Raw genomic sequence first — 15,738 nt, 5'->3', positions numbered from 1 at the left:
GTGAGCCCACGCCATCCCCTCCCGGCCGATGCCGGTTGGCGAAAGGTTGATTGCCGACCCGGGCTTTCCGGGAGAGGAGATCGCAGTGGGTACGTTCGGATCATGGCTGAGCGGCCAGACCGCCGCTGACGACCCGGTCGGGAGATTCGCCCAGCACACGATGCATCGGCACGGTGACGAATGCGGCACATGCCGAGCCAAAGAGGACGGTGAGGAGCTGACCTGGGGCGTGGCGGAAGTCGTCCGAGACATGGACGGGCACTTCGCCCACGACGAGTTCTACGAGATGCTCGACGAGTCCGTCTCGGCCTGGGCGCTTGCTCGCCGAGGGGCGTAGCGCCAGGTCATGGGCAGGTCGATCGGTGGTCGCGACCGGAAGCCGCCGGTGGGCGGACGAGGTCGTAAGCCCTTGGCGCGGGAACGAGGCGTTGTTCCGTCGGCGATTCCTGCCGCTGAGCGGCCGGTGAAGTGCAAAGCGTGCCAGTCATCGGTGACGCGTGGTGAGACGCGATTCGGGTACTGCGCGGGTTGCTGGTCCCAACCGGCAGCGTAGTGGCGGGATTCGGCGTACCGGGGCGGGGAAACGGAGTAGAAACCCCGCCCCGGCAGGAATGTTTGTCGCCAAGGCTCACTCCAGGCGGATCGGTTGTGGGTTTGGTCCCTTTCGCTTCCGTGCGCGAAGCGGTCCTCCGTGCGGAACATGATCTGGCCGGCCATGACGCCCGTCGTCAGGCCTCGGTGGACTCGCCGGGTGGCAGGATCTCCAGTGGCAGGCCGGTCAGGCCCTTCTCGCCGAGCAGCATGCGGGCCGAGTTCTGCCCCAGCTCGCTGAGCATCAGCTCGTGCACCTGGATCATGCGGGCCGGCCGGACGGCGCGGACGAAGTCGGCCGCCTCACCGAACTTCGTCCACGGGCCGCTGGTCGGCAGGAGCAGGGTCTCGACGCGGGCGTCCGGGACCCGGTAGGAGTCGCCGGGGTGGAACACCCGGCCGTCGACGAGATAGCCGACGTTGTCGACGAGCGGGATGTCGTCGTGGATGCGGGCGTGCCGCTCGCCGTGCACGTGGATCTCGAAACCGGCCGCCTCGAAACAGTCGCCGGAGCGCACGGTCACCACCCGGCCGTCGTGGGCGCCCAGCTTGTCACGGACCGCGGCGGGGCCGTAGACCCGCAGCTCAGGCCGTCGGTCGAGGGCCGCGGCGAGGGCGGCGTCGTCGAAGTGGTCGAAGTGCTCGTGGGTCACCAGGACGGCGGTCGCCCCGGCGATCAGCTCGGCGGCGTCCGGCGTGAACGTGCCCGGATCGACCAGTAGGGAACCGTCACCGCCGCCGGTGAACGTGACGCAGGCGTGGGCGTGCTTGATCAACCGCATGACCATCTCCCGAGTTGTACAGCAGAGCTGTATTTAACGTACAGCATTGCTGTATTGTTCGGTCATGACGTCGACCACCGAGGCGGATGAGGAGCTCGCCGAGCGGCTCCGGCAGGCGATCGGCCGGTTCGTCCGGGTCACCCGGGCGCACGCCGACACGCTCCCGCCGACCCGGTCCGAGGTGCTGGGTGTGCTCCGCCGCGAGGGGCCCTGCACGATCGCCCGGCTGGCCGCCCGGCGCGGCGTGCGGCATCAGAGCATGAGCCGTACCGTCGGCGAATTGGAACTGCTCGGGCTTGTCGGCCGTGAGCCCAGCCCGGACGACGGCCGCGCCGTCGTGATCACCCTGACCGAGGCCGGTGTGGCCGCGCTGGAGGCCGACCGGCTGGCGCGCCGCCGGGTGATGGCCGAGGCCATCGCGACCCGGCTCAGCGCGGCCGAGCGGGAGCTGCTCGACGCCGTGCCGATGCTGCTCGACCGCCTGTCGGCGGCTGGCGGGGACGGGTGACCGGTGGGCCTCGGGCGCGCCCACCGGTCGGTCCGGCTCAGAAAGGGTGAGCCGCTTGGTCCGGCTCAGAAAGGGTGAGCCGCTTGGTCCGGCTCAGAAAGGGTGAGCCGCTTGGTCCGGGTCAGAAGGGGTAGGTCGCCGGTTCGCCGCGCATGGTGATCCAGCGGGTCTCGGTGAAGGCCTCGATGTTGGCCGCCGCGCCGCCGAAACGCGAGCCGGTGCCGGACGCGCGGACCCCGCCGAAGGGGGCGTTGGCCTCGTCGTTGACGGTCTGGTCGTTGATGTGCACGATGCCGGTGGGGATCTGCTCGGCGACGGCCAGCCCGCGCATCACGTCACGGGTGACGATGCCCAGGGACAGGCCGTACTCGCTGGCGGAGGCCAGTGCGACGGCGTCCTCGACCGACGAGACCCGGGTGATCGGCGCGACCGGCCCGAAGATCTCCTCGGCGAACGCGGGAGCGGCGATCGGCACGTCGGCCAGCACCGTCGGCCGGTAGAAGAGGTCCTCGTAGGTGCCGCCGGCCGCGATCGTGGCGCCCTGGCCGGCGCTGGCGGTGACCAGGCCGTGGATCTTGTCGCGTTGCCGGGCGTCGATGATCGGGCCGAGCGCGACCTGGTCGGTGGCCGGGTCGCCGACGGGGAGCTTGCCGGCCTTGTCGGCGAGGCGTTGCACGAACTCGTCGTAGAGCCGGTCGGCGACCAGGTGGCGTCCGGTGGTCATGCAGATCTGGCCCTGGTTGAAGAACGAGCCCCAGGCGGCCAGGTTGACCGCCGCGTCGACGTCGGCGTCGTCGAGGATCAGCAGCGCGGAGTTGCCACCGAGCTCCAGGTGCGCCCGCTTGAGGTGGCGGCCGGCGAGCTCGCCGATGCGGCGGCCGACCGGGGTCGATCCGGTGAACGAGATGACCCGGATGTACGGGTCGGTGATCAGCGCCTCGCCGACGTCGGGACCGCCGGGCAGCACCTGCAGCACACCCGGGGGCAGGCCGGCCTCCTCGAAGACGCGTGCCATCAGGGTGCCGCCGGTGACCGCGGTCCGCGGGTCCGGCTTGAGGACGACCGCGTTGCCCAGCGCCAGAGCGGGCGCCACCGAGCGGATGCCCAGGATGATCGGCACGTTGAACGGCGAGATGACAGCGACCACTCCGGCCGGGACCCGGCGTGCCATCGACAGCCGCGGCTGCTCCGACGGCAGCAGCTCGCCGTGCGGCCGGCTGGGCAGCGACGCCGCCTCGTAGCACTCCTCCGCCGCGACGTGCAGCGCGAACCCGGCCATCCCGGGGACCGCCCCGACCTCGCGGACGTTCCAGCCGCTGATCTCCGCGGCGTGCTGCTGCCACAGGTCACCGGCCTTGCGCAGCACCGCGGCCCGGGCCGTGTGGGGCAGAGCCGCCCACCGTTTCTGGGCCTCGGCCGCCGATGCCCCGGCCTCGGCCACGTCCTCCGCCGTCGCCAGGCCCATCCGGCCCAGCTCGGCGCCGGTGGCCGGTTCGACGATCGGGTAGTCGCCGCCTCGCCCGGTCGTCCACTCGCCGTTCTTGAAGATCTTTCCCTGCCAGTCGACGCTGTCGAGCAGTCCCACGGCGTGCTCCGTTCCTCGTGTCCTCGGTCGGCGTGCGACGAAGGTATGAGGCCGGTGTGACGGGGGCAACATGCTGTTCGGATTGTCGAAACGGTTTCTCAATCTTCCGAACGATGGCCGAGGCGTTGGGAGATCTCCCGGGCGGTACGGCGCAGGTGCGGCTCGATCTGAGCGGTGAGCGCCTCCAGCGAGGCGGGGGCCGCGCTCAGGTGGACCGCCACGTTCACCGCGGCGATCACCTCGCCGGTGCGGTCCCGGATCGGTGCGGCGAACGAGCGCAGGCCGGGGGCGAGTTCCTCGTCGTTCACGGCGATGCCGGTCTGGCGTACCTTGGCCAGCGCCGCCATCAGCTGCTCACGGTTGGTGATCGTGTTCGGCCCGCGCCGGGCCAGGTCGGAGCGCTCGATGATCTGCCGCAGCGCCGGCGGGTCCCGGAAGGCGAGGATCGCCTTGCCCAGCGCGGTGCAGTAGGCCGGCAGCCGGGAGCCGACGTGCAGGTTCAGATCGATGGCGAGGACGTTGCGGCGCCCGCTGCGGCGCCGGTCGACGTAGACGACGTCGCGGCTCTCGCACACGCCCATGCTGACGGTGAACCCGGTCTCATCGGCCAGGGACTGCAGCAGCGGCGCCGCGACCCGGGTGAGGTCCATCGACTCGATCGCCGCGAAGCCGAGGTCGGCGACCTTCGGCCCGAGGGAGTATTTCCTGGTGTCCGGGTCCTGCTGGAGGTAGCCGAGGTGGGCCAGCGTCGCCACGTACCGGTGGGCGGTGCTCTTGGTGACCCCGGCGATGCGGGCGAGGTCGGCGATGCCCAGCACCGGCCGGCTCGCGCCGAACGCGGAGAGGATCGTCAGACCTCGTTCGAGGGAGACGGAGAAGTCACCGGATGCCGCCTGTGTCATGGCATCAAGACTCGCAGAAAGCGTTCGGGCCAGCCGAACGATAGGCTGTCAGCGATCGAGAGTGGGAGCGATGCCGGCCGTACGCCATTTCATCGGGGGACGCTGGGCCGACGCTGCCTCCGGGCGCACCTACGACAACCGCTCACCCTGGTCCGGCGAGGTCATCGGTCCGGTCGCGGCCGGTGACGAGACCGACGCGCAGCGGGCGATCGAGCAGGCGCACCTCGCGTTCGGCACGTGGTCGCAGGCCTCCCCGGCGCAACGGCAGACCGTCCTCCTACGGGCCGCCGACATCCTGGCCGACCGGCGCGCCGGCGTCCTGCGGTCGCTCGCGCTGGAGACCGGCTGCGGTTCGCAGGTCGGCGCGATCCAGGTCGACTTCGTGGTGAAACTGCTGCGCCAGGCCGCCCAGCTCGCCTACCGGCCGGTCGGTGAGCTGCTCGCCTCCGACATTCCCGGCACCCGGGCGATGGCGGTGCGCCGGCCGGTCGGCGTGGTCGGCGCGATCGCTCCGTGGAACGCGTCGCTGACACTGAGCGGCCGCGCGATCGCCGGCCCGCTCGCTCTCGGCAACACGGTGGTGCTCAAACCGTCGGAGGAGGCGCCCTACACCGGCGGGACGCTGTGGGCCGAGATCCTGCACGAGGCCGGGCTGCCCGGCGGCGTGCTCAACGTCGTCACGCACGCTCCCGGCGAGGCCGGCGTCATCGCCGACGCGCTGCTCGACAGCCCGCGGGTCAAGCGGATCAACTTCACCGGCTCGACCCCCACCGGCCGCCGCCTCGCGGAGAAGGCCGGCAGCCGCCTCAAACGCGTGCTGCTGCAGCTCAGCGGGCAGAACCCGATGATCGTGGCGGAGGACGCCGACATCGGCTACGCCGTCGAGGCCGCGGCGTACGGCGCTTTCCTGCACCAGGGCCAGCTGTGCATGTGCGCCCGCCGCATCTACGTGGTCCGGCCGATCGCCGACGAGTTCCTGGCCCGGTTCGCCGCGAAGGTGGCGACCCTGCCCACCGGCGACCCCGCCGACCCGGCGACCGTCGTCGGCCCGGTGATCAACGAGTGGGCCCTCGCCACCCTGGAACGCCGGGTCACGCAGGCGGTCGAGGCGGGCGCCCGCATCCTGGCCGGCGGCGTGCCGGCGCCACCGTGCTACCCCGCCACCGTGCTCGTCGACGTCCCGCCGGAGACCGAGCTGGCCCAGGTGGAGACGTTCGGCCCGATCGTGACCGTCGAGGTCGTCGAGTCCGCGGAGGAGGCCGTCGAGCTGGCCAACCGCTCCGACCTGGGCCTGGTCGCCTCCGTCATCTCCCGCGACGTGCCCCGCGCGCTGCGGCTCGCGGCCCGGCTCGAGGTCGGCATCGTGCACGTCAACGACCAGACGGTCAACGACGAGCCGCAGATGCCGTTCGGCGGGGTGAAGGACACCGGCTGGGGCCGTTTCGGGATCGGCGCCGCCGCCGAGGAGTTCACCGAGATCCAGTGGCTCTCCGTCCGCGAGCAGGACCGTTCCTTCCCCTTCTGACGACGCCTCCGCCCGTTGACTGACGTCTATATATTTGCCCGATGGCGTCGTGGAATCCGTTCAAGCGCTCGTCCGATCCGGAGACCTGCTTCACGGAAGGACGGTTCGAGCAGGCGCGGGCCGGGTTCGCGGCCCGGATCGCCGAGCGGCAGAAGGAGCTGCAGAAGCGGCCGGACGATCCCCAGCTCAGCCTCGCGATCGCCGCCGACCTGAACAATGTCGGGCTCTGCCTGGCCAAACTGGGGCGCCGGCGGGAGGCGGCCGACGTGCTGTCCGGCGCTGTCACGATCTTCCAGGCCCTGGGCCCGCAGTGCAGGGTGCCGCTGGCCGGCACCCTGCAGACGCTCGCCGGTGTGCTCGGCGACGACGGGCAACTGGACCGCGCGGTGGAGGTCAGCCGCGCGGCGGTGGAGACCCGCCGCAGCCAGGGCCCCGATGCCCGCCCGCTCGCCGTCCGCGCCGATGAGCTGGCCCGGACCCTGCGCATGTTCGCGCACGCCCGCGCCGAGGCGGGCGTGGAGCTCGACGAGGCGCAGTCCGCGCTGACCGAGGCCCTGACGCTGCAGATGAACGCGCTGCAGCCACAGCCGACCACGGAGATCATCAACGAGATCTACGTGACCGAGCTGATCCAGGCGCGCTTGCTGGCCAAGCAGGGCCGCTCCGCCGACGCCCAGCGGATCGAGGGCCTGGTCCGCCGGCGCCACCTCGACGCGATGCTCACCCTGCCCCGGCCGTGACCTGCCCCGGGCGCTACTCCAGGCGTACCCGTGCCAGGGATCTCGGCTCGCGGCCGGCGAGCAGCCAGCCCAGCGCGGCGGCGGCCAGCGGCACGCCGACGGCGATCACGGTCAGATCGGCGAGGGGTACGCGTGCCAGCTCGCGGAGCTGTTCGGCGGAGGAACCGGCCAGGATGACGGTGTACGCGGCGCCGATGCCCAGCAGCGCGCCGAGCAGCGCGAGCCCGCCCGCGGTCGCCGAGGTCAGGGCGCGCCGGATGTGGCGGGTCGCGCCCACCGCGGTCAGGGTGCGCAGGTCACCGGCCGCTTCGGCGCGGATCAGGCCGACGGTCACGGCGAGGATCACGAGCGCGAGCAGCGCCCCGGCCGCGGTCGTGATCGCTCGCAGCGCCTGCAGGTCGTCACCCTGATCGCGCTCCTCGACGGTCAGGCCCGCGGCACCGGCGAACTCCGCGGCGCCGGCCAGCTGCCGTCCGGTCAACGGCTCGGCCGTCTCGACGAGCCAGCCGGTCCGTACCGGAATCCAGCCGTTGCGCTGCAGCGCCGCCGGGGTGAGCAGGGTGTGGGGCAGCGACCGGAAACCCGGTTCGGGCAACGGCCGCGTGACCGTGCCGGGCGGCCATGACCCGCCGGGAGCGGGCGCGGAGGTGAGCACGTCGGCGGCCGGGTCGACGCCGGTGGGGTCCACCCCGTACAGGCGCAGCAGCTCCGGTGTGATGACGACCGCCGGTGATCCGGATGCGGCGCCGGCAGCGGTCCGGCCGGCCGGGACGTCCGGCGCGTCGGTGGACGGGGTCTCGCCCGGATCGATCGCGACGTCGAGCGGGATGACGACCGGGTCGCCCAGCGAGGCCGTCCACTGCCGGACCCGCGCCTCGATCGCCTCGATCCGGGCCGGGTCGCGGTCGGGCACCCGCGGGCCGGGGGAGTCCAGCCGCAGCAGCACCTGCCGGTCGGAGAGGTTGCCGGTGGCCGGATCCGGTTCCAGGGCTCGCGCGCCGATCACGATCGCGGCGGGGATGGCCAGCGCGACGCTGATCGCGGCCAGCGCTGCGCTGGATCGTGCCTGGTGGCGGGCGAGATCGCGCAGCGCCAGCCGGGCGGCGACCGGGAGCCGGGCGGCGGTTGCCGCGAGCGTCCGGATCGCCGCCGGCCCGATCGACAGCAGCGCGAAGCCGATCGCGAGCGTGCCGGTGACGACCAGTGCCACGTCACCGATCTCCAGCGCGTCGCCGTCGGTGGGCCGGTTGCTCTGCACCAGCCGCAACGCCACGACGCCCAGGAGGACGAACCCGCCCGCGGCGGCGGCCGAACGGCGTACCCGCGAGGGCCTCGGCGGACGCTCGGACAGCGCGAGCGTGACCGGGAGCCGGGCCGCCGTGTGTGCCGGCCGCCAGGCCGCCGCGGTGGCGGCCACGATGGTGAGCAGGACGGCGACGGTGATCTGAACCCACGGCAGGTCCAGCGCGCCGATCCGGTGACCGGCCGCCGTCTCGAACCGGGGAGCGACGGCGAACCAGGCCAGCACACCCAGCGGCGTCCCGAGCACGGCCGCGGCGGCGCCGACCGTGGCGCCGTGCGCCAGCAGCACCAGCCGCAGGTGCCGCGGGGTGGCGCCGATCGCGGCGAGCAGCCCGAGCTGACGTTGCCGGCGATGGGCGACGACGGCGAACCCGGCCGCGGCGATCAGGCAGATGAGCAGCATGCCGACCGTGAACACACTGAACACGCCGGCGGCCGCCTCGGCCCAGACCAGCGAGGGGCGCAGCGCGTACGCCGGGTGGCCGTGCTCGGCCCGGAACTGGTCGAACCGGTCCGCGGGGGCGTCGACGAGCACCGTGACCGACTGCGGCGGGATGCTCGACGAGGGCGCGTCGAGGATGAACCGCGCGCGCAGGTCACCCGGGTTCTCGACGGTGCCGACGACCGTCCAGGACCGGCCGTCGAGGGTCAGCCGGCCGCCGATGCGGGTCTGCAGGCGTGCTGCGACGTCGACGGTGACCGCGGCCTCGCCGGGTTCGGCGGGGTAGCGGCCGTCCCGTAGGTGGAGCATCGGCGCGCCGTACCGCCCATGGGGGTCCTGCCTGCGAAGTTGCACCGTGTCCACCGAACCGGGGATCGGCAGGTCGGTGTGTCCGATGACGTCGACGGCGCCGAACCAGTCGCGTGCCTGCGCGACCTGCACGTCCAGCGGCCGGTCGCCGGTGGCCCGCAGGGTGAGCGACTGGCGGGCGGTGCCGAAGGCGGCGCCGGCGGGCGGGGCCGCGTGATAGCCGGCGGACACGGCGAGGACGGCCGCCGTGACGGCGACGGCGAGCAGCGTCAGCACCGCGCTCTGCTGACGCCACTCGCGGCGGAACAGTCGCAGCGCCCAGCGGACGATCGCGCGCCGCGCGGGCAGGCCACCGTTGCGGCTCATCGGGCGTCGCCCGGCGCCAGCAGCGATTCCGGGCCGGGGCCCGGGGTGGTCTGGTCGGCCAGCCGGCCGTCCCGGAGGAACACCACCCGGTCGGCCCAGGACGCCATCCGGGCGTCGTGCGTGACCACCACGCAGGCCACGCCGTCGTTCGCGGCGCGGCGCAGCAGCCGCATCACCGTCTCACCGCTGAGCGAGTCGAGAGCGCCGGTGGGCTCGTCCGCCAGCAGCAGCCGGCGCTGCCCGACGACGGCGCGGGCGATGGCCACCCGCTGCCGCTCACCGCCGGAGAGCTCGTCCGGATCGCGGTGGGCGCGGTCGGTGAGATCGAGCTTGCGGAGTACGGCCGACGCGGCGGCCCGGGCGGCCTTGACCGGAGTGCCGTCCAGCTCCAGCGGCAGCGCCACGTTCTCCACGGCGGTCAGCCCGGCCAGCAGGTTGAAATCCTGGAAGACGTACCCGATGGCCTGGCGGCGCAGCCGGGCACGGTCGTTGCGGGACAGCCCCGCCACCTCCCGGCCGGTGACGAGGACGCTGCCGGCGGTCGGTTCCTCCAGTGTGCCGGCGATGGTGAGCAGGGTGCTCTTGCCGGAACCGCTGGGGCCCATCACCGCGACCAGCTCACCGGCGCGCACCGACAGGTCGATCTCGCGCAGCGCGTGCACCTCGGTGGGACCCGACCCGTGCACCTTGGACACCCCGCGGAGTTCGAGGATCGTGGTCATCGCCGGATCCCCGCGATCCGGCGGCCGGCCCGGGGCGCGGACGCCGGCTTGTCGGCGGCGGTCGTGGCCGGCAGGCGGGCGAGCCGGGCGTCCGCGATGTCGAGCCACCGGATGATCGCCTCGATGCGGAACAGCTCCGAGTCGACGACGAGGGCCAGCTCCACCTCGGCGTCGGTGAGGTCGGCCTTCAGCCTGGTGTACTCCTGCATCGCCTGCACGAGGTGGCGCCGGTGCGCCTGCAGCAGCTGTGGCAGGTCAACGCCCGGGACCCGCATGGCCACCAGGACCTTCATGACCAGCTCGTCGCGGGGTGGCGGGACCACGTCCGGCGGGGTGAGCAGCCATGCGGTCAGCTCGTCGGCGCCGGCGGGAGTGATCGCGAAGGCGTTCTGCGGTTTCCCGCCGCTGCCGCCGCCCTCCGACTCGACCAGGCCGTCGCGTTCGAGGCGCTGGAGCGTGGTGTAGACCTGCCCGACGTTGAGCGGCCACACCTCCCCGGTCCTGGCCTCGAACTCCTGCCTCAACTGCAAACCATACTTCGGACCCTCGCTGAGCAGGGCCAACAGGGTGTGCCGAATACTCATACCCGGTAATATACCCGGTATACAGCTGAGGTTGTCAGCCCCAGGTGACCGTGGCTCTGGCGCGCCAGGACTCCCACGCCGCCGGATCGCCCTCGACGCTGGGCGGCTCGGCGCGATTCCACAGAAGCAGGTAGAGGTCGGAGGCGGTGCCGGTGAGGGTCAGCCCGGTCGGCTGGGCGCCGGGGTCCACGTACAACCGATCGGTCTCCATCCTGATCGTCCAGGCTCGCGGGAGGTCGGTGGCGCACAGTGTCATGCGCAGCGGCGGGTCGGTGGCCAGCCGCTGCGGCCGGCGCCGGAAGAAGCCGTCGAGCAGCTCGTCGATGCCGTCGGCGGCAAAACGCGGATCCCACCGCGGGCGGCTGCCGACCGCGGCCTCGGCGTCGGCGCGGTGCACGGCGGTCTCGTGGGCCTGCCGCCGCGCCCAGAACTCCCGCGGCGACCCGGCGGGCAGGAACGTCCAGCAGTCGAGTTCCGGATCGGCGGAGGCGAGAGCAACGGTGAGCGCCCGGTGGCCCTCCCGGAACCAGTCGAGCAGCGCCGCGTCCGCCGGAGCCTGGAAGAACTGCTGCTCCTCGTCGCGGGAGAAGTGCTCCTTGCGCTCCATGACGACGTGGGCGGTGGCCCAGCGGTGGACACCGCCCAGATGACGCAGCAGATCCGCGATCGTCCAGCCGGGACAGGGCGGAACCGGCGCATCGAGCCCCGCCTGCCCGGCGACCCCGGCTAGCCGCTCACCGTCCTCCCGCAGCGTTGCGACGTACTGGTCGATGTGCATGCCCGACATCCTGGCACGATGCCCCGCCTTCTCGGGCGCCGCACGCAGCCGGCCGGCCGCCGCTCGCGAGGGGCCCACTCCGGGGCCGCGCACCGTGCCCATCGCACACCACGACTTCGTGGTTCCGGCCCAGGCGGTGCCGGGCGTACGGGATGATCGGCTCGGCGAGCGACACCCGAGGGAGCGCATGGAGTCCGGCACCGTGGCGCTTCTCGGCTCGACGATCCCCGCCCTGGTCTGGATCGTGGCATCCGTCGACGCGATCCGCCGGTCCACCGGCGAGTTCACGGCGTGCGGGATGAGCAAGCGGGGCTGGACAGGGCTGCTGCTGCTGTCCATGCTCGCCGGTCTCGGGCCGGTGGTCGCTCTCGCCTACCTCTTCGTCGCCGTTCCCCGACTGCGCCGAGGCCGGCATGGCTGACTGACGATGATCATGAAATCGGTCCTGGCCAGGGAGAACGGGGATCACATGCCGGATGCCCGGGCGATGCCGAGTTCCGGACTTTCTGACGGCGGATCCAGGTGGCGGCTCATCCGGCGTTCGCGAGGAAGTCCGAGTAGAACAGGCCCAGGCCCGCGGCCACCCCGGCGCCGGCCACGATCCAGAAACGGACCACGATGTTGACCTCGCTCCAGCCGACCAGCTCGAAATGGTGGTGCAGCGGGACCATCCGGAAGACGCGCCGGCCGGTGGTGCGGAACGAGACGATCTGGATCACCCAGGTGATCGTGATGACGAAGAAGAGGCCACCGATCAGGATCGACAGCAGCGTGGTGCGGGTGGCCACCGCGAGGCCGCCGATCAGGGCGCCCAGCGCCAGCGCGCCCACGTCGCCCATGAAGATCCGGGCCGGGGACGTGTTCCACCACAGGAAGCCCAGGCACGCGGCGGCCGCCGCGGCGGCGATCATGGCGATCTCCAGCGGATCACGGACCTGATAGCAGTAGTCGTTGACGCGGGCGTACGTGTCGTCGGCGCACCAGTGCCGGTACTGCCAGAAACCGATCAGGGCGTACGCGCCGAGCACCAGGACCGACGCGCCGGTGGCCAGGCCGTCGAGGCCGTCGGTGAGGTTCACGCCGTTCGACATCGCGGTGATCACGAAGACGAACATGATCACCGCGCCGACCTTGCCGACGTTGAGCCAGTCGACGTCCCGGATGAACGAGATGTTCTCACTCACCACGGTCTGGCCGTTGGTGCTCACCATGGTCAGCGCGGCGATGCCGAAGCCGGTGCCGACGATCGCCTGGCCGAGCAGCTTGCCCTTGGCGGACAGGCCGTCGGAGTTGCGTTTGCGGACCTTCAGGAAGTCGTCGAGGAACCCGACCGCCCCGCAGAACACGAACAGCCCGAGCAGGACGAGAGCCGTCATCGTCGGCCGCTCCTGCGCGATCTGCCGCTCGGGCAGCGTGGTCAGCGCGAAGTGTCCGGCCACGTAGCCGACGAGGGTCGCCACGATGAACGCGACGCCGCCCATCGCGGGGGTGCCCTTCTTGCCCTCGTTCGACGCGAGGCCCAGCGAGCGGATCGGCTGGCCGGCCTTGAGCGCGGTGAAGACCCGGATCGCCACCGGCGTGCCGAACAGGGAGACGAGGAACGCGATCGCCGCCGCGACGATGACCGCTCTCATCGGCGGTCCTGCACAAGGTCATCGATCACGGGGCATGAGCCTGCCATCCGGCGGCGGACGGCGCCGCCCCGGGCTCACGATTCGCCCGTCGGATCCGAGTGTGGTGGATGCCACTAAAGTTGTTTGTCCGGGTGGTTGTCGAGCGGGTGCGCCGACTGGGTCGTGTTCGCATGATCACTCGTCGTTTCCGCTGCAGGTTGGGCGGGTGCGAAGGGGGTGCGGAATGCGTCGGCGTCGGCGGCTCACAGCTGAGACACAGATGACGACCGATTTGACCGTGGGCGCGACAATCCCACCGATGAACGCCGATAAGCCCACCCCCACGTCCCAGGGCAGCACGCCCGCGGAACCCGCCGACGTCGACGAGTCGGCTGAGCCCACGGTCGCCTTGACCGAACCCGGCGACGGTGAGCCCACGGTCACCCTGCCCGCCGGGGAGACCGCCGAACCGACGGCTGACCTGTCCGCGGCCACCCCGGGAGCGGCCACCCCGGAGCCAAGTGCCCCGGAGGCGGGTAACCCGGAAGAGGACGGGTCCGAAGCGACGGTGACTTTGCCTGCGGGGGACGGCGACGAGAAGACGGTGGTCGTCTCCGAAACCGAAGTGGTGGAGGAAGCCGCAACGGAGACTCTCGAAGGCGCGGAGGACGACGAGAAGACGGTCGTCGTCTCCGCGGGGCAAGCGGCGCCGGAGGAGACCGACGAGAAGACGGTCCTCGTCTCCGGTGGGGAGGCCGCGGAGAAGGACGGCGAGCGGCCCGCGGAGGAGAACGGCGAGGCGGCGGCGGGGGAGACCGACGAGAAGACGGTCTTCGTCGCCGATGGGAAAGCTGCGGAGGAGAACGGCGAGGCGACAGCGGGGGAGGACGACGAGAAGACGGTCTTCGTATCCGCTGCGGGGGTTGCCGCGGCAGCGGCGGCCGCGGCAGCGGCGGACGAGTCCGAACCGACCACGGTGATCTCCGCCGGGGCCGATCCGACGGTCGCGCTGCCCAGGCCCCGGCTCTCGCCGGACGCGCAGGTCTCGTTGCCGGCCGGCCGGGTGTCCCCGCCCGCCCCGGAGTCGAAGGTGGCACTGCCGCTGCCGCCCCGGCCGCCCGCGGAACCGACGGTCGCTCTGCCGCTGTCACCCCGGCCGCCCGCCGAGCCGACGGTCGCCCTGCCGCCGCCACCCGAGCCGGCGCCGCAGCCGACGTCCGAGTCGACGGTCGCTCTGCCCCGGGTGCCCGCGCCCCGATCCGCGCCGACGGTCGCCCCGCCGCCTTCCGAGCCGACCATCGCGATCCCGCCGGCGCGGGTGGCGCCTGTCGTCGTACCCCCGGGGAAGAAGCCTGTCTCCCGCCGGGGCCTTCTCCGGGCGATCCCCGCCGCCGCCGGTGTGGCTCTGATCGGCGGCACGATCGCCGCCCTGGCCCGCCGTGGCGAGCCGGAGGCCGCCCAGAAGCCGAACGTGCAGGTCAGTGAGCCGCAGCCCGGCCAGTCGGCGGCGCCGAAGCCGACCACGCCGCACCCCACGACCCCGGTGATGACGGTCCCGGTGCATACGTTGAAGGACTTCCGCAAGGTGGTCCCGGGCGACCCGTTCCCGGCCGACGCGATCGCGCTGACCATCGACGACGGCCCGCACCCGGTCTGGACCCCGCAGATCCTGCGGCTGCTGGAGAAGCACCACGTGCCGGCGCTGTTCTGCATGATCGGCAACCAGGTCCTCGGCCACGAGGCGACCGCCAAGGACGTCGCCGCCGACGGGCACCAGATCGCCAATCACACCTGGAGCCACCCGATCGACGTGGCCGATCTGCCGCTCAACAAGATGCGCAAGGAGATCCACCGGGCGCAGGACAAGATCTACAGCACCACGGGGTACGCTCCGAGCCTGTTCCGGGCGCCCGGCGGCGCGTGGTCCAAGGGGCTGTCCGAGACGGTCTCGCAGAGCGGGGTGATCCCGATGGACTGGACGAACGACCCGCGCGACTGGGCACAGCCCGGCGTCGCCCAGATCACCAACCGGATGCTGGCTGCCCGGCCCGGCCAGATCCTGCTCTGCCACGACGGCGGCGGCGACCGCTCTCAGACGCTGGCCTCGCTGAAGACCGTCATCCCGGCGTTGCAGGCCCAGGGACTGAAGTTCGTCGCTCTGAGGTGACGGTGGTGAGCCGGGGCATCGGCGCCTCGCCGGCGCGCCCGGATCGTTCCAGGTGTGCCGCTGTCGTCCGTGCCCAGTCGCTCAGCCCGGAGGCCGCGATCTGGTGCGGCGCGCCGCCGGCATACCCGCCGGTCCGCTCCGCGGCGCGCAGGAGCAGGCGGGCCGCGCCGGTCAGGTTGCCCCGCCGGGCGTGGGTGAGCCCGACGGCGAGCTGGGCGAGGCCGCGCCACAGTTCGCGTTCGTCGGCGGGGGCGGCCTTCCACGCGGCTTCGAGCACTTCGTGGGCGTGGAACGGCAGACCGTCGTCGAGCAGCCGCTGTGCCAGCCGGAGCGCGTCGGCGGGCGGCAGGTCGAGATCGTCCGGCATGGTCGGCACACCGGGCGCGCCGGGCGGCAGAGGGCGGCCGAGAGCGTCCCGTGGCCGGGAGTTGCGCGGTTTCCCGGCGGCGTCACGGTCACGGACCACGACGGACGGCGCCGGGTCGTCATCACTGCCGTCCCGGTCGCCGACGAAGTCCAGCAGGGCCTGATCGCCGGCCGACAGCCGGTCGACCTCCTCGCCGCTGTCGCAGGTGAGCAGCGCGATCACCAGGGTGCCGCCACCGCGGGCCAGCACCCGCCACCGGCCGCCGGAATCCTGCCAGCGCCGTAGCCGAGCCACGGCGGTGTCCTCCACGCTCATCCGTCCACCTTTCCACCCGGACCGCCTCCATGATGCTCCGTGTCCGCCTCCCGGCGGATGCGCGGGCTCCGCGTCCCCGTCCCGGGCTACCCGGGAAATCACCTCGTGGCCGGACGGAAAGCGCTCGTCGTTTCGGCAGC

The 15,738-nt window shown here is 72.5% G+C and carries 15 protein-coding genes; 6 read left to right on the top strand and 9 right to left on the bottom strand.

Annotation, left to right across the window (positions count from 1 at the left end; translation table 11 throughout):
• Positions 1-85: 85 nt before the first annotated feature.
• The gene (locus BM290_RS13300) at positions 86-337 is read left to right on the top strand and encodes a hypothetical protein (protein WP_143133733.1); all 252 of its coding nucleotides are present in this window, start codon (positions 86-88) and stop codon (positions 335-337) included.
• Positions 338-728: 391 nt separating this feature from the next.
• On the opposite strand, the gene BM290_RS13295 is transcribed toward BM290_RS13300, so the two are convergent.
• Positions 729-1,373, bottom strand: a complete 645-nt coding sequence (locus BM290_RS13295) for an MBL fold metallo-hydrolase (protein ID WP_093613765.1) — start codon at positions 1,371-1,373, stop codon at positions 729-731.
• 64 nt (positions 1,374-1,437) lie between these two features.
• Here BM290_RS13295 and BM290_RS13290 point away from each other — a divergent pair, with 64 nt between their 5' ends.
• Positions 1,438-1,881, top strand: coding sequence for a MarR family winged helix-turn-helix transcriptional regulator (locus BM290_RS13290; protein ID WP_093613562.1), 444 nt, complete (start codon positions 1,438-1,440; stop codon positions 1,879-1,881).
• A gap of 121 nt (positions 1,882-2,002) precedes the next feature.
• Here the strand turns inward: BM290_RS13290 and BM290_RS13285 are convergent, their stop codons facing one another.
• A complete protein-coding gene (locus BM290_RS13285) occupies positions 2,003-3,466 on the bottom strand; it encodes a benzaldehyde dehydrogenase (protein ID WP_239144055.1) in 1,464 nt (487 codons plus the stop codon).
• A 98-nt stretch (positions 3,467-3,564) separates the two neighbouring features.
• Positions 3,565-4,368 carry an IclR family transcriptional regulator gene (locus tag BM290_RS13280; RefSeq protein ID WP_093613558.1) on the bottom strand — a complete coding sequence of 268 codons (804 nt, stop codon included), beginning with the start codon at positions 4,366-4,368 and terminating at the stop codon, positions 3,565-3,567.
• Between the two features lie 70 nt (positions 4,369-4,438).
• Here BM290_RS13280 and BM290_RS13275 point away from each other — a divergent pair, with 70 nt between their 5' ends.
• Positions 4,439-5,893, top strand: coding sequence for an aldehyde dehydrogenase family protein (locus BM290_RS13275; protein WP_093613556.1), 1,455 nt, complete (start codon positions 4,439-4,441; stop codon positions 5,891-5,893).
• A 41-nt stretch (positions 5,894-5,934) separates the two neighbouring features.
• Positions 5,935-6,633, top strand: coding sequence for a hypothetical protein (locus BM290_RS13270; RefSeq protein ID WP_093613554.1), 699 nt, complete (start codon positions 5,935-5,937; stop codon positions 6,631-6,633).
• A 13-nt stretch (positions 6,634-6,646) separates the two neighbouring features.
• On the opposite strand, the gene BM290_RS13265 is transcribed toward BM290_RS13270, so the two are convergent.
• Genes BM290_RS13265 through BM290_RS13250 form a run of 4 tightly spaced genes read right to left on the bottom strand, consistent with a single transcriptional unit; the run spans position 6,647 to position 11,136 of the window.
• Positions 6,647-9,052 (bottom strand): FtsX-like permease family protein, encoded by a 2,406-nt coding sequence (locus tag BM290_RS13265; RefSeq protein ID WP_093613552.1) that lies wholly within the window; start codon positions 9,050-9,052, stop codon positions 6,647-6,649.
• Positions 9,049-9,774: an ABC transporter ATP-binding protein gene (locus BM290_RS13260; protein ID WP_093613550.1), complete on the bottom strand. Its 726-nt coding sequence runs from the start codon at positions 9,772-9,774 to the stop codon at positions 9,049-9,051. The genes BM290_RS13265 and BM290_RS13260 overlap by 4 nt, the downstream gene beginning before the upstream one ends.
• Positions 9,771-10,358 carry a PadR family transcriptional regulator gene (locus tag BM290_RS13255; protein ID WP_093613548.1) on the bottom strand — a complete coding sequence of 196 codons (588 nt, stop codon included), beginning with the start codon at positions 10,356-10,358 and terminating at the stop codon, positions 9,771-9,773. Before BM290_RS13255 ends, BM290_RS13260 begins: the two co-directional genes overlap by 4 nt.
• 34 nt (positions 10,359-10,392) lie before the next feature.
• Positions 10,393-11,136, bottom strand: coding sequence for a maleylpyruvate isomerase family mycothiol-dependent enzyme (locus BM290_RS13250; protein WP_093613546.1), 744 nt, complete (start codon positions 11,134-11,136; stop codon positions 10,393-10,395).
• Positions 11,137-11,230: 94 nt separating this feature from the next.
• On the opposite strand from BM290_RS13250, the gene BM290_RS13245 reads away from it, so the two are divergent.
• Positions 11,231-11,557, top strand: coding sequence for a hypothetical protein (locus BM290_RS13245; protein WP_143133732.1), 327 nt, complete (start codon positions 11,231-11,233; stop codon positions 11,555-11,557).
• A gap of 109 nt (positions 11,558-11,666) precedes the next feature.
• Here BM290_RS13245 and mraY read toward each other — a convergent pair whose 3' ends face one another.
• Positions 11,667-12,770, bottom strand: coding sequence for a phospho-N-acetylmuramoyl-pentapeptide-transferase (gene mraY / locus BM290_RS13240; RefSeq protein ID WP_093613542.1), 1,104 nt, complete (start codon positions 12,768-12,770; stop codon positions 11,667-11,669).
• Positions 12,771-13,068: 298 nt separating this feature from the next.
• Here mraY and BM290_RS13235 point away from each other — a divergent pair, with 298 nt between their 5' ends.
• Positions 13,069-14,916 carry a polysaccharide deacetylase family protein gene (locus BM290_RS13235; RefSeq protein ID WP_093613540.1) on the top strand — a complete coding sequence of 616 codons (1,848 nt, stop codon included), beginning with the start codon at positions 13,069-13,071 and terminating at the stop codon, positions 14,914-14,916.
• Here the strand turns inward: BM290_RS13235 and BM290_RS13230 are convergent.
• Positions 14,867-15,598: a DUF309 domain-containing protein gene (locus BM290_RS13230; RefSeq protein ID WP_093613538.1), complete on the bottom strand. Its 732-nt coding sequence runs from the start codon at positions 15,596-15,598 to the stop codon at positions 14,867-14,869. The two genes, BM290_RS13235 and BM290_RS13230, sit on opposite strands and share 50 nt — an antisense overlap.
• Positions 15,599-15,738: the final 140 nt, after the last annotated feature.

It is taken from the genome of Actinoplanes philippinensis, assembly GCF_900113015.1.
GTDB lineage: Bacteria > Actinomycetota > Actinomycetes > Mycobacteriales > Micromonosporaceae > Actinoplanes > Actinoplanes philippinensis.
The sequence above is the reverse complement of the archived record's forward strand: the minus strand, read 5'-3'. Positions and strand labels throughout refer to the sequence as shown.

Coding starts and splice junctions, on each gene's coding strand:
- BM290_RS13295 (WP_093613765.1), bottom strand. CDS start 1,373: ATGCGGTTGATCAAGCACGCCCACGCCTGCGTCACGTTCACCGGCGGC.
- BM290_RS13290 (WP_093613562.1), top strand. CDS start 1,438: ATGACGTCGACCACCGAGGCGGATGAGGAGCTCGCCGAGCGGCTCCGG.
- BM290_RS13280 (WP_093613558.1), bottom strand. CDS start 4,368: ATGACACAGGCGGCATCCGGTGACTTCTCCGTCTCCCTCGAACGAGGT.
- BM290_RS13275 (WP_093613556.1), top strand. CDS start 4,439: ATGCCGGCCGTACGCCATTTCATCGGGGGACGCTGGGCCGACGCTGCC.
- BM290_RS13270 (WP_093613554.1), top strand. CDS start 5,935: ATGGCGTCGTGGAATCCGTTCAAGCGCTCGTCCGATCCGGAGACCTGC.
- BM290_RS13265 (WP_093613552.1), bottom strand. CDS start 9,052: ATGAGCCGCAACGGTGGCCTGCCCGCGCGGCGCGCGATCGTCCGCTGG.
- BM290_RS13260 (WP_093613550.1), bottom strand. CDS start 9,774: ATGACCACGATCCTCGAACTCCGCGGGGTGTCCAAGGTGCACGGGTCG.
- BM290_RS13255 (WP_093613548.1), bottom strand. CDS start 10,358: ATGAGTATTCGGCACACCCTGTTGGCCCTGCTCAGCGAGGGTCCGAAG.
- BM290_RS13250 (WP_093613546.1), bottom strand. CDS start 11,136: ATGCACATCGACCAGTACGTCGCAACGCTGCGGGAGGACGGTGAGCGG.
- mraY (WP_093613542.1), bottom strand. CDS start 12,770: ATGAGAGCGGTCATCGTCGCGGCGGCGATCGCGTTCCTCGTCTCCCTG.
- BM290_RS13235 (WP_093613540.1), top strand. CDS start 13,069: ATGAACGCCGATAAGCCCACCCCCACGTCCCAGGGCAGCACGCCCGCG.
- BM290_RS13230 (WP_093613538.1), bottom strand. CDS start 15,598: ATGAGCGTGGAGGACACCGCCGTGGCTCGGCTACGGCGCTGGCAGGAT.